Here is a 12,067-nt window from a genome sequence, read left to right as displayed (position 1 = left end):
CAGCTCAGCGCGCTACCGGGTCGGTTTTTTGTAGCTGGGCTCAATCTGAGCCGAGGAGTTCTGCGCTCAGGAAGCCACAGGGGAGCCCCGCTAGAATCTCAAGTATGGATAATTGGTGGGTAAACGCGGGCTGGTCATTGTTGCCGACCGTGTTCATCGGGCTGTTCTTCTGGCTCGTCTTGCGTCTGATTTTGCGTGCGGATCGCACCGAGCGACGTGTCTATCGACAGATTGAAAACGAAGAGCGGGCCAAGGCAGGCCTGCCGCTTCGTGAAGATTCCTAACCAGGGGTTCTAACCTCGGGCGCCCCGCCCGGTAAGGTGAACTCAGTTACACAAATGTGTGGTTGAGCTGGGGAGGTGCACGTGGCATTCACTTGGGATCTGGTGAGCCTGCCAGTTATCTGGGCATGGTCGGTGCTGATCATCGACAATGTGATCAGAATCATTGCACTCTTCGTGGTGCCCCGCAATCGCCGGCCCACGTCAGGCATGGCCTGGCTGATGGCGATTTTCTTCTTCCCCGTACCCGGCCTGATTCTGTTTTTGATCATCGGGAGCAAGCGGCTACCCAAGCATCGAGAACAAAAACAAGAAGCTATCAACCACTTCGTGGCTCAGGTCGCTGACCGCGAAGAGCGCGAGGTCATCACCCCAGCAACGCAGCTGCAGGATGGCCTCGACAGCGTGGCGCGTCTCGGTCGCACCCTCGGTGCGCAGCCGATGCTCTCGGGCAACAAAGCGAGCATCTGCATCGACTACGAAGACTCGTTCGCGCAGATGGCCGCAGCGATTCGCCAGGCCGAAGTGTTTGTGCACATCGAGTTTTATATTCTCGTGCACGACACCACCACCGACGACGTCTTCCAAGCGATGCGCGAAGCCGTCGAGCGCGGTGTCGAGGTGCGTGTGCTGCTCGACCACATTTCGGCGGTGCGCAACCCGGGTGCCAAGCGCACGAAGAAAAGCCTCACCGACATGGGCGCCGAGTGGGACTACATGCTGCCCGTGCGGCCGTGGCGCGGCGAATACCAGCGCCCCGATCTGCGTAACCACCGCAAGCTCATGGTGATCGACGGCAAGGTCGGTTTCATGGGTTCGCAGAACCTCGTCGACTCGAGCTACAACAAGCCCGCCAATAGGCGCCGTGGTCTGCACTGGAAGGACCTGATGGTGCGGGTCGAAGGCCCCATCGTGTTGGGCCTTGAAGCGGTGTTTCAGGGGGACTGGTACCTCGAAACCGATGAGTACCTGAACCACCTGGTCGACGACGATATCGAGGTCGATCACTCGGGCGAACTGGAATGCCAGATCGTGCCGAGCGGCCCAGGCTATGCGGGCGAGAACAACCTGCAGGTGTTCGTGGCACTGCTGTATACGGCCAAGCGCCGCATCAGCATCACGAGCCCCTACTTCGTGCCAGACGGGTCGATCATGAACGCGCTGCGTGCCGCCACCGCCCGCGGGGTTGACGTTGAACTGTTCGTGTCAGAAACGGGCGATCAGGCCGTCGTGTACCACGCGCAGCGCTCCTACTATGAGGAGCTGCTGAAGGCCGGGGTGCGCATTTGGATGTTCAAGCCGCCCTATATTCTGCACTCGAAGCACTTCACCGTCGATGACGCGGTCGCCGTGGTGGGGTCATCGAATATGGATCAGCGCTCGTTTGGGCTGAACATGGAGATCTCGATGGTGGTGCACGGCGAAGACTTCGTCTGCGACCTCGACCAGGTCAACGACTACTACCGCGAGAACTCGCGAGAGCTCACGATCGAAGAGTGGGACAAGCAGCCGCTGCGTTCACAGCTGCTCGACGGCTTGGCCCGACTGACCTCAGCGCTGCAGTAGCTTTTGCGCCGCGGCCGGATCAGTGATGAGCTCGGTGCGCATGCCGCTCTTCGTGCGAAACAGCAGCCACACTTCACCGTTCAGGATGCGGGGCACGGCTTCGCCCGTGAGATTGATGAGGCCGTTGCGCAGCATGGCGCCGTGGGCGACGACGATTGATCCGGGGGCGGTGTCAAGCACGCGAGTGATGGCGGCCGCAGAGCGCTCAGCGACCTCAGCCACCGATTCAGAACCGGGGATCCCGTCGAGCCCGGGCCAACGATTCTGCGCGTGCGCGACCTCGAGGCCCTCGGCCTCGCCGAAGTTGCGCTCCCACAGGCCCTCATCGATGGTGGGCTGCGCGAGCTCGAGACCGGCCGCGAGAATCTGGGCCGTCTGAATCGCGCGCCCCAGGGGCGACGCGCGCACGCCGCGCCAGGTGCCGGCCGCAGCGAGCAGCGCGGCGGTGGCAGCGGCCTGCGCCTTACCGGTGTCATTGAGCGGAATCTCGGTGCGGCCCTGAATGCGGGCGGCACGGTTCCAATCGGTTTCGCCGTGGCGCACGAGAGCGATGGGGGTGTCCAAGGGCACGTTCATGATTCCACCGTATCCGGTGCGGCTGCGAGGAGTTGTGGGCGCGCGGTGATTCACCAAGCGGTTACGGCGCCATCACCAACAGCTCGCCCACCTCGCACTCGAGCGCGTTACAGATGGCGGTGAGGGTGGTGAACCTGATGGCCTTCGCGCGATCATTTTTGAGCACCGAGAGATTCACAATGCTCACGCCCACCCGCTCGCTCAGCTCGGTGAGTGTCATTTGGCGCTCGGCGAGCAGTTCGTCGAGGCGACACCTGATCTCGTGACCTTCTTCGGGCGGCACTAGATCAACCCCTCAGCGTCGTGCTGCACCCGAATGGCGCGGCGCAGCGCAATATCGATGAGGCCGAACGAGGTGACAGCGAAGAGCATAATGACGTACCAACTCCACCATTCACCGCTGACACTATTGAGGGCGCGCACATTCAGCGCGGCCTCAATGCCGTTCGCGCCGAGGTTCCAGCCGGCGTAGGCACAGAGCAAGCCAATGCCCAGAGACCAGTTCAGGGTACGTAGCGCGTGGCTGGTGGCGAGGGTGAAGAAGCGACCCCGCTGAAAGAGCCACGCGATTCTGGCGGTCGCCCCGACCACGATCAAGAACGCAAGCGCGGCGAGCACGATGCCGGCGCCGAGGCAGACCGCCGACACCGTATTGAGGTTCGTGACGGTGACCTCGACGCTCGTAAACGATCCTGTGACCTGGGCCGCCTCGACCGGGCCCTCAGCGTTGTACAGCTGCAGGCCCGTCGCGGTGCTGGTCTGGGGCTCAATGGGCAGCTGCCAGACCACCCCGTGCGGGGTGAATGTCGCGGCGAACTTCTGCACCGCGAGCGTGATGATGCCGATGGCGGCCATGATGCCGAAGGCCAGCACCGCAAACGCGTCCAAACGCATCTTGGTGGGGCCGGATTCGCGGGGCAGCCGCTCAATACCGCCGGCGCCGGGCTGTTGCGTGGTCATATGAGTCCCTCCGTATCGCGCTGCATGCGCTCCCCGATGACAAAAACTGAGCTCACGAGCGCAATAACGAACGCCCAGAGCAAAAAGCTGCCGGGATGAAAGCTGAAGACCGTGTTATCGATCTGCCGCTCGGTGGCCCAGGCGAGCGCCCCGTTGGCGAGCATCGTGCTGAACAGATTGGCTGCGGCAAACCCGATCAGGCCGGTGAATCCCGCCGCAGCCACGAGGCCCGAATTGCGTTTGCTGAAGATCTTGCCCCGAATCACCGACACGGCCAGCAAGATCATGCACACCGCGATCGTGGCCGTGACCAGGGCAATAACAACCTGCGCGAGCACCCCGGCGACGAGCGAGGCGAGCGGCATCTCGGTCACATAAATGGTGCCCGATGAGATGTCGATGGGCAGTGTCTCCGCGCCCGAAGCGACGGCCGCGGGCAACTGCGCAAATTCGCTCTCGACCGCGATGGGCCCGGGGCTGAGCAGCTCCGTGATCCGGATCCCGGCAAACACCGCCGTGATGATCGTGATGGCGAGGCCCGCGATAATAAAGATCCAGAGGCCGATGCGGTCGCCCGCTGAGGGGCGGTAGGTCGGCAGGGTTGGTGTGGCAGCGAGCATTAGATGAGTCCTTCGGTGTCGCGTTGGAGGCGGGAGGCCTGGCGCCACAGCGCGGCGACCAAGAGCAGCGTGACCCCCAGCGCGAGCAGCGGCCAGTCGAGATCTTGGAGGGCGTCGAACGATGACGGCGAGACCCAGGGGCCAAGCGCCGAGTCGGTGGCTGTGCCGCCGCTCGTGGGCAGCCCGAGCTCGGCGACGGCGAGTTCAGTGGCGCGCGTCTCGCACCATCTGATGAGCGCCGAGCTGACCGTGGCGAGGCCACCGAGCACCGCAATGATGACCTGGCCGGCGCGGGTGAACGGGCGAGCCGTCAGTAGCCTGCGCGCGAGGATCATGACGCCTATGCACCCGGTGATCATGATGAGGAACGGCAGCGCCGTGGCGATGGCAGCCAATGTGCGGGGTACTACGAGGGCCGCTGACGAACTCACGATCACCGTGTCAAACGCCTGGTAGATGTCAGCGGTGTTGTGCAGCGCGGGGGAGAGGTCGGAAACGACCGGGGTCACGAACGCGAACTCGCCGAGTTTGCCCGAGAACGACCACAGGGTGAGCCAGACGCCAGCAAACACGGCGACGGCGAGCACCGCCGCGGTCGCCGTGATGAGGGTGATGAGCGCGGGGCGCCGCGCGGCAACGGTGCGGGGAGTGCTCTGCGGTGAGTGATTCGACGTGATGGCCACGACGCCACCTCCTTATCGTTTATCGATATTATCGTTAATCGATACGTTAAGGGTTTTGGGTTTCAGATGTCAAGCCGCCGTTACGCCCAGATCGAACAAGCCCCCATAGCAAGGAATCTGGCCGTAGCCTAGACACATTGGTTGGCGCCGCACCGACGACGCGACCCCAGCCCGAGGAGGAGACAGATGTTCGAGAGATTCACCGATCGCGCTCGTCGTGTGGTTGTGCTCGCCCAAGAAGAGGCGAAGATGCTCAACCACAACTACATCGGCACGGAGCACATTCTGCTCGGCCTCATCCATGAGGGTGAGGGTGTTGCCGCTAAGGCGCTTGAGCAGCTCGATATTTCACTGGACGCCGTGCGCGCCCAGGTTACCGACATTATTGGCACCGGCCAGCAGCCGCCAGCGGGGCACATCCCGTTCACGCCGCGCGCCAAGAAGGTGCTTGAGCTGAGCCTGCGCGAAGCGCTGCAGCTCGGCCACAACTACATCGGCACCGAGCACATTCTGCTCGGCCTGATTCGCGAGGGCGAGGGTGTAGCCGCCCAGGTGCTCGCGAAGCTCGGGGCCGACCTGAACCGTGTGCGCCAGACCGTCATCCAGTTGCTTTCGGGTTACCAGGCTGGCAAGGAGAGCGCTACGGTTGGTGCTCCCGAGGCGCAGGCTGAAACCAAGGGCTCGACGGTGCTCGACAACTTTGGTCGCAACCTGACGCAGGCTGCCCGCGACGGCAAGCTCGACCCCGTGATTGGGCGCGAGAAAGAGGTCGAGCGGGTCATGCAGATCCTCTCGCGTCGCTCCAAGAACAACCCCGTGCTGATCGGTGAGCCGGGCGTGGGTAAGACCGCGGTCGTCGAGGGCCTCGCCCAGGCGATCGTGCAGGGCGAAGTGCCCGAGACGCTGAAGGACAAGCAGCTGTACATGCTTGACCTCGGTTCGATGATCGCCGGTAGCCGTTACCGCGGCGACTTCGAGGAGCGCCTGAAGAAGGTCACCAAGGAGATTCGCAACCGCGGCGACATCATCATCTTCATCGATGAGATCCACACGCTCGTGGGTGCTGGCGCAGCTGAGGGCGCGATTGACGCGGCCAACATTCTGAAGCCGATGCTCGCCCGCGGTGAGCTGCAGACCATCGGCGCGACCACGCTCGATGAGTACCGCAAGCACTTCGAGAAGGACGCAGCGCTCGAGCGCCGGTTCCAGCCGATTCAGGTTGCTGAGCCGTCGATCCCGCACTCGATCAACATCTTGAAGGGGCTGCGCGACCGCTACGAAGCCCACCACAAGGTATCGATCACCGATGGCGCCATCGTCGCCGCGGTGAACATGGCCGACCGCTACGTGCAGGATCGCTTCCTGCCCGACAAGGCGATCGACCTCATCGACGAGGCGGGTGCGCGTCTGCGCCTGTCGATCCTGTCGAGCCCGCCCGAGTTGCGCGAATTCGACGAGAAGATCGCCGTCGTTCGTGCCGACAAGGAAAAGGCCATCGAGAACCAAGACTTCGAACTCGCCGCCAACAAGCGCGACGAAGAGAAGAAGCTGATCGCTGAGCGCCTGCGCCTCGAGAAGCAGTGGCGCTCGGGCGACGTCGCCACCAAGGCTGAGGTTGACGAGGGGCTCATCGCTGAGGTGCTGGCTCAGGCCACGGGTATCCCCGTGTTCAAGCTCACCGAAGAAGAGACCAGCCGCCTGCGGTTCATGGAAGAGGCGCTACACCAGCGCGTCATCGGCCAGAACGAAGCTATTTCGGCGCTCGCGAAGACGATCCGTCGTCAGCGTGCAGGCCTCAAGGATCCCAAGCGTCCCTCGGGCTCGTTCATCTTCGCCGGCCCCACGGGTGTTGGTAAGACCGAGCTCGCGAAGGCCCTGGCCGAGTTCTTGTTCGACGACGAAGACGCGCTGATTTCGCTCGATATGTCTGAGTACGGCGAGAAGCACACCGTGTCGCGGCTCTTCGGCGCCCCTCCCGGGTTCGTGGGCTTCGAAGAGGGCGGCCAGCTCACCGAGAAGGTGCGCCGCAAGCCGTTCTCGGTGGTGCTGTTCGACGAGATCGAGAAGGCTCACCCCGACATCTTCAACTCGCTGCTGCAGATTCTTGAAGAGGGTCGTCTCACTGACGGCCAGGGTCGCGTGATCGACTTCAAGAACACGGTCATCATCATGACGACCAACCTCGGCTCTTCGTCGATCGCTGGTGGCCCGGTGGGCTTCCAGCTCGAGGGTGACTCGCAGGTCGGCTACGAGTCGATGAAGGGCAAGGTGAACGAGGAGCTGAAGAAGCACTTCAAGCCCGAGTTCTTGAACCGTGTCGATGACACCATCGTGTTCCCGCAGCTCTCGAAGCCCGAGATCTTGCAGATCGTTTCGCTGTTCGTTAAGCAGCTCAAGGATCGTCTGCTCGATCGCGATATGCGCATCGAGATCTCGCAGGCCGCACGCGAACGACTCGCAGAGCTGGGCTACGACCCGTCGCTGGGTGCTCGCCCGCTGCGCCGTGCCATGCAGCGTGAGATCGAGGACAGCCTGTCAGAGCGCATCCTCGGTGCTGAACTGCTCGCCGGTGACCTCGTGAACGTCGACTTCGTGGATGGTAAGTTCACGTTCGAGACCGACCGCGAAACTGAGAAGGCACACGGCGAAACCTCGGCTTCGGCCGCGGCCGCTGTGGCGTCAACGGCTGCGACGCCCGGCACCACCGAGTAGCGCACCGCCGCTTTAAGCAACAGGGATCCACCGCTTCGGCGGTGGATCCCTGTTGTCGTTGCAGCAGGTCCCGGCACCTCGCGCCAGCTTATGAACGACGTAAGTGTGTGCTACGTTTATAGTTCTGTCCGCGTAGTACACGTGGGGTGGTTGGCGGTCTGAGCAGGGTCTCAGCGAACTGGTCCGAGGCTTGAAACCTCCAGCATCAATGCACATTGACGTCTGGAGGAACCATGACGCTTACCCATGCCCCCGCGCCCGAATCAGGTCCGATCGAGATCCCTGATTCTGCCGCGACAACCCCCACCACTGCGAAGCCCGCAGGCGTGTCACACACCGCGCACGCCCGCCGCTGGTGGGCCCTCGTGATCATCGCGATGACGCAGCTCGTGGTCGTGCTTGACGGCACGATCATCAACATTGCGCTTCCCAGCGCACAGATCGAACTCGGCCTCTCGAACACCGAACGCCAGTGGGTCGTCACCTCCTACGTGCTGGTGTTTGGTGCGCTGCTGCTGCTCGGCGGCCGCATCGCCGACACTTGGGGGCGCAAGCGCTCCTTCATGCTCGGCATGATCGGCTTTGGTGCCGTCTCGCTGTACGGCGGGCTCGCGCAGAATGCTCTCGACCTGCTGCTCGCTCGCGGTCTGCAGGGCCTGTTTGCTGCCCTGCTGGCCCCCGCGGCCCTCGCGCTGCTCACCGTCGCGTTCCCCTTCGGGCGCGAACGCAACATCGCCTTCGCTGTGTTCGGCGCCGTCGCAGGCTCGGGCGCCGCCGTGGGCTTGCTGCTCGGCGGCTTCCTGACCGAATACACCAGCTGGCGCTGGTGCCTGCTCGTCAACATCGTCTTCGTGCTCATCGGCGTGATCGTCGGCGCATTCGTGCTGAGCGAGAGCAAGTCTGAGGGCAAGGCTCGCCTCGACATCTGGGGCGCCATCACGGTCACCCTGGGCCTCGGCGCGCTCGTCTACGGATTCACCCTGGCTGAAGAGGGCTGGATGCACGTTGACACCATCGGGTTCCTCGTACTCGGGGTGATCTTGCTCGCCGTGTTCGTGCTCATCGAAACGAAGGTGGCTCACCCGCTGCTGCCCATGCGCGTGGTGATGCACAGCGTGCGCGCTGGTGCCTACTTCGTGCAGGCCGTCATGGGTGCCGTGCTGATCGGTTCGACCATGTACCTGGCGTTCCACCTGCAGCTGGTGCTCGGTATGTCGCCGCTGCTCGCCGGCCTCGCGAGCGTCGTGATGACCGTCATCACCATTTTGGTGGTGCCCATGGTCACCAAGCTGCTGCCCGTCACCGGCCCGCGCCCGATGATGGTGTTTGGTCCGTTCATTGCCGCAGTGGGTATGTTCTGGATGACCTTCATCACGGCTGACGGCAGCTATGTCGTTCAGGTGATGCCCGGCCTGATCTTGGTCGGTCTGGGCGTGGGCGTCACGCTCGTGCCCCTGCAGAACCTGGCACTCGTGGGGGTCGCCCCCTCTGACGCCGGATCAGCCTCGGCCATGGTCAACGTCGCGATGCAGATCGGCGGCTCCATCGGCCTGTCGGTGTTCGCCCTGGCGGCAGCCTCGGCCTCGCTGACGGCCGCCGAAAACGGCGCCGGCGATCTCGCGGTGCAGGCCAGCGGCTACAGCGCCGTGTTCCTCTCGGCGGGTATCGCACTCGTGCTCGCGGGCATCGTGTCGGTGTTCTGTGTGCGCGGCAAGAAGGAAGACCTGCTGCCCAGCCACGGCTAACCGCTACAGACCGCTGCTTACCCCGCAGCCCGGGGCTGCCTCCGCTATCCAAGCAGCCTTGGCAACCCGCGCAGCCTACTGCTGACGACGCGCAATTCGCGCAGTCAGCAGTAGGCTGTACTCATGATCGATGCTGGTGAAATCTTCATTCGTCCCGCGCGCACGGGCGACGTTCCGCGCATGGTTGAACTGATGGAGCCGCTGGTGACCAGGCGAATCTTGTTGGGTAAAGACTTGGTGGCGCTCTACGGTGCGGTGCCCGAGTTCTTGGTCGCCTGCCAGGTCAGCACTGCTTCAGGCACCAGCGTTGAGACCGTCATCGGCTACGGCGCGGTGCACGTGATGTGGGATCAGCTGGGCGAGGTGCGCACACTGGGCGTTTCTGACGACTGGCTCGGCCACGGAGTGGGGCACCGGCTGCTCACCGCGCTCGAAACACGCGCCAGGGATCTGGGCCTCACCGAACTGTTCTGCCTGACCTTCGAAACCGCTTTCTTTGAGCGCCACGGCTTTGAAAACGTGCAGGAAGACGGCGAGCTGGTCGCGGCCGACGTCTACGCTGAGCTGCTGCGCTCGACCGATGAGGGCGTGGCAGAGTTTCTCGATCTCGCGCGGGTGAAGCCCAACACGCTGGGCAATACGCGCATGATTAAGCACCTCGATCAGGCTCCCGAGAGCGTCTGACCCCATGCCGAGCTTTCGCGAACCCGTGGGGTCCAAGCCCGCCAGCGTCTATGTGATGCGCCGCCTGATCGTGTTGGCCGCTCTGATCGCGTTTATCGCGGTTGTCGTGCTGGTCATTGTGCGCCCGGGCTCAAACAGCGACGTGACGAGCGGCACGACGGTTGACGTGCCCACTGATCTGGCCGCGCAGACCGCCGATACCTCGTTGACCGATACGGGCAAGGGAAAAAAGAAAGATAAGAACGACGTTGCGGCGTGCCAGGCCGGCCAGCTGCAGGTGCTGCCCGTCACTGACGACGCCGCCTATGCCGCGGGCGAGAACCCGCAGCTCTCGCTCAAGGTGCGCAACACCGGGGGCGAGGCGTGCAGCGCCGATCTGGGCACCGCGGGCATGGAGCTGACGGTGTCGAGCGGCAATGATCAGGTGTGGCGCTCGAAGGATTGCCAGGCAGACGCGACCACGCTCGCGGTGATTATTGATCCGGATCAAACCCTTGAGACCGACACGATTACGTGGGATCGCACCCGCTCAAGCGCCGAGACCTGCGGCGACGGTATTCCACGCGAAGCGGTGGGCGGCGACGGCGCCTCGTACCACCTGCGCGCGGTCGCGGCCGGGGTGCAGGGCAGCGGCACCGCCCAGTTCTTGCTGTACTGAAATTACCGCAGGGTTCTGAGCGATCGTGCGCCGCACGCCCTGGCGTGAAGCGTCGAAGTTTATGCGTCGAGGTTTTCGAGCCGCAGCGCAAACCACAGCTCTGAGCGGTCATCGGGGTCAGCGAGCGAGCGATCGGTGAGCCGCTCGATGCGCGTGATGCGGTAGCGCAGGGTGTTGCGGTGAATGCCGAGTGAGGCCGCCGCGGGGCCCCGCTGGCCGTCGTGTTCGATGACGGCGGTGAGGGTGTCGCGCAGCAGCTCGCGGTCGGTCGCGGGCAGCGGCTGATCGAGACCGGTGCCCGAAGGCGAGGCCGCGGCGTCGTAGCGCGACAGCGGCCCCAGCACCTGCGCGCCCAGTGCACGCGCGGCGCCAGATTCGGTGAGGCTCACGAGCGCCTCGAACACGGGGGCGTCGCGGTCGGCCCACACCACCGTGGGCACGCGGGGTGCGCGATAGAGCGGTTCGGTGGGGGAGAGGGCGCGCAGGCGGCCTGCGGCCGAGCGCCGGCTCGCGGGGGCGTGATCGGTGGGCACCGCCCGCCCCACCACGGCGTCGAGCCCGTGCTCAGCGGCGGCCGCGAGTGCCCGATCGAGATCCTCGGTGGTATCGGGGCACACCTGCCAGGCCAGGCTCAGACCGGGTGCGCGCGGCGCCGTGGCATCGGCGGCCACGAGCCGGTCGAGCCCGCTGAGTGGTCGCTTGCGCCAGGCCGAAACGTCTTCAGAGCCGCCCTGCACCGCGATGGCGCGCACGCGGGCGGGAAACTGTGCCCGCGGCATCGAGGGCGAGAGAATTTCGAGTACATCGGGCCCGTGCGTGCCCTCGAGCAGCCCGGTGGCGAGGCGCTCCCAGCGCTCACGTTCACGCTGCTCATCAGAGCGGCCGCCGTGCAGGCCGAGGCCGAGCACCATTGATCCGGCCGCGATAATCGCGTTGCCCTCGGGCGTGAGCGGGGTATCGCCCGTGATGCCCAAGCGCAGCGTATTGTTGCGGTCGAGCGAGATGTAATCGATCTCGCCCTGCTGCGCGGCGAACCCCGCCGTGCTGGCCACGAGGGTCTCGTCGGTGGTGACGAGGGCGAGGTGGCGCCCCGTCGCCTGCGCGATCACGGCGAGCACCTCTGCCGGGTCTTGATTGCCACGGGCACCGTCAAGCAGCCGCTGTTGCACCTGTAGCGCCCCGCGAGCTGCACGCAGTTCGTCGGCGCGCAGCAGCCCGGCGGCGGCCTTGCTGATGGCCACAAACGGGGTGGGAAGCGGAATCTCGAACAGCGCCACGCGATACTGCGTTGCCGCCAGCACCAGCGCGGGCGGCACTGTTTCGTGATTCACGCCAATGCCAAAGCCGATTGCGGCGATGCGCGCGCGGCTGAGGCCCGCCACAAAATCACGCCAGCGCGGATCATTGTGGGCGAACGAGAGGCCGGTGGTGAGCAGCACCTCGCCGCCGTCGAGGTAGTCGCCAAGATCAAAGAGTTCGGTCGTCGATACCCAGCTGATCTCGGGATCGTTGGGGCCCAGCTTGATGAGGCGAAGCCCGAGATCGGGCAGGGCAAGCAACTGCGACAGAAAGGCCATGGTGT

General features: G+C 64.4%; 12 protein-coding genes. 6 read left to right on the top strand and 6 right to left on the bottom strand.

Features of this window, described 5'->3' with window-relative positions; all coding sequences use genetic code 11:
* Positions 1-104 precede the first annotated feature (104 nt).
* Together JOF28_RS05065 and cls are read left to right on the top strand one after the other, a co-directional pair.
* Positions 105-284, top strand: a complete 180-nt coding sequence (locus JOF28_RS05065) for a hypothetical protein (RefSeq protein ID WP_209704782.1) — start codon at positions 105-107, stop codon at positions 282-284.
* An 81-nt stretch (positions 285-365) separates the two neighbouring features.
* The gene (gene cls, locus JOF28_RS05060) at positions 366-1,847 is read left to right on the top strand and encodes a cardiolipin synthase (RefSeq protein WP_209704780.1); all 1,482 of its coding nucleotides are present in this window, start codon (positions 366-368) and stop codon (positions 1,845-1,847) included.
* Here cls and JOF28_RS05055 read toward each other — a convergent pair.
* The 5 genes from JOF28_RS05055 to JOF28_RS05035 form a co-directional block, all read right to left on the bottom strand.
* Positions 1,833-2,423, bottom strand: a complete 591-nt coding sequence (locus JOF28_RS05055; protein WP_209704778.1) for a histidine phosphatase family protein — start codon at positions 2,421-2,423, stop codon at positions 1,833-1,835. The two genes, cls and JOF28_RS05055, sit on opposite strands and share 15 nt — an antisense overlap.
* Positions 2,424-2,484: 61 nt before the next feature.
* The gene (locus JOF28_RS05050) at positions 2,485-2,706 is read right to left on the bottom strand and encodes a helix-turn-helix domain-containing protein (RefSeq protein ID WP_209704776.1); all 222 of its coding nucleotides are present in this window, start codon (positions 2,704-2,706) and stop codon (positions 2,485-2,487) included.
* Entirely contained in the window at positions 2,706-3,383 is a 678-nt protein-coding gene (locus JOF28_RS05045) for a hypothetical protein (protein ID WP_209704774.1), read from the bottom strand. Before JOF28_RS05045 ends, JOF28_RS05050 begins: the two co-directional genes overlap by 1 nt.
* A complete protein-coding gene (locus JOF28_RS05040; RefSeq protein ID WP_209704772.1) occupies positions 3,380-4,003 on the bottom strand; it encodes a hypothetical protein in 624 nt (207 codons plus the stop codon). Before JOF28_RS05040 ends, JOF28_RS05045 begins: the two co-directional genes overlap by 4 nt.
* Complete coding sequence (locus tag JOF28_RS05035) at positions 4,003-4,686, bottom strand: hypothetical protein (protein ID WP_209704771.1); 684 nt, start codon at positions 4,684-4,686, stop codon at positions 4,003-4,005. Before JOF28_RS05035 ends, JOF28_RS05040 begins: the two co-directional genes overlap by 1 nt.
* 186 nt (positions 4,687-4,872) lie before the next feature.
* Here JOF28_RS05035 and JOF28_RS05030 point away from each other — a divergent pair, with 186 nt between their 5' ends.
* The 4 genes from JOF28_RS05030 to JOF28_RS05015 all read left to right on the top strand — a co-directional run bounded on the left by JOF28_RS05030 (position 4,873) and on the right by JOF28_RS05015 (position 10,485).
* The gene (locus JOF28_RS05030; RefSeq protein WP_209704769.1) at positions 4,873-7,398 is read left to right on the top strand and encodes an ATP-dependent Clp protease ATP-binding subunit; all 2,526 of its coding nucleotides are present in this window, start codon (positions 4,873-4,875) and stop codon (positions 7,396-7,398) included.
* A gap of 233 nt (positions 7,399-7,631) precedes the next feature.
* On the top strand, positions 7,632-9,143 hold the full coding sequence (locus JOF28_RS05025) for an MFS transporter (RefSeq protein ID WP_209704767.1): 1,512 nt from the start codon (positions 7,632-7,634) through the stop codon (positions 9,141-9,143).
* A gap of 123 nt (positions 9,144-9,266) precedes the next feature.
* Positions 9,267-9,827, top strand: coding sequence for an amino-acid N-acetyltransferase (locus JOF28_RS05020; RefSeq protein ID WP_209704765.1), 561 nt, complete (start codon positions 9,267-9,269; stop codon positions 9,825-9,827).
* A 4-nt stretch (positions 9,828-9,831) separates the two neighbouring features.
* Positions 9,832-10,485 carry a hypothetical protein gene (locus JOF28_RS05015; RefSeq protein WP_209704763.1) on the top strand — a complete coding sequence of 218 codons (654 nt, stop codon included), beginning with the start codon at positions 9,832-9,834 and terminating at the stop codon, positions 10,483-10,485.
* A gap of 59 nt (positions 10,486-10,544) precedes the next feature.
* Here JOF28_RS05015 and JOF28_RS05010 read toward each other — a convergent pair whose 3' ends face one another.
* On the bottom strand, positions 10,545-12,062 hold the full coding sequence (locus JOF28_RS05010; protein ID WP_209704761.1) for a PucR family transcriptional regulator: 1,518 nt from the start codon (positions 12,060-12,062) through the stop codon (positions 10,545-10,547).
* Between the last annotated feature and the right edge of the window lie 5 nt (positions 12,063-12,067).

Source organism: Leucobacter exalbidus, assembly GCF_017834145.1.
Lineage (GTDB): Bacteria > Actinomycetota > Actinomycetes > Actinomycetales > Microbacteriaceae > Leucobacter > Leucobacter exalbidus.
This window is presented reverse-complemented; position numbering and strand designations above follow the sequence as displayed.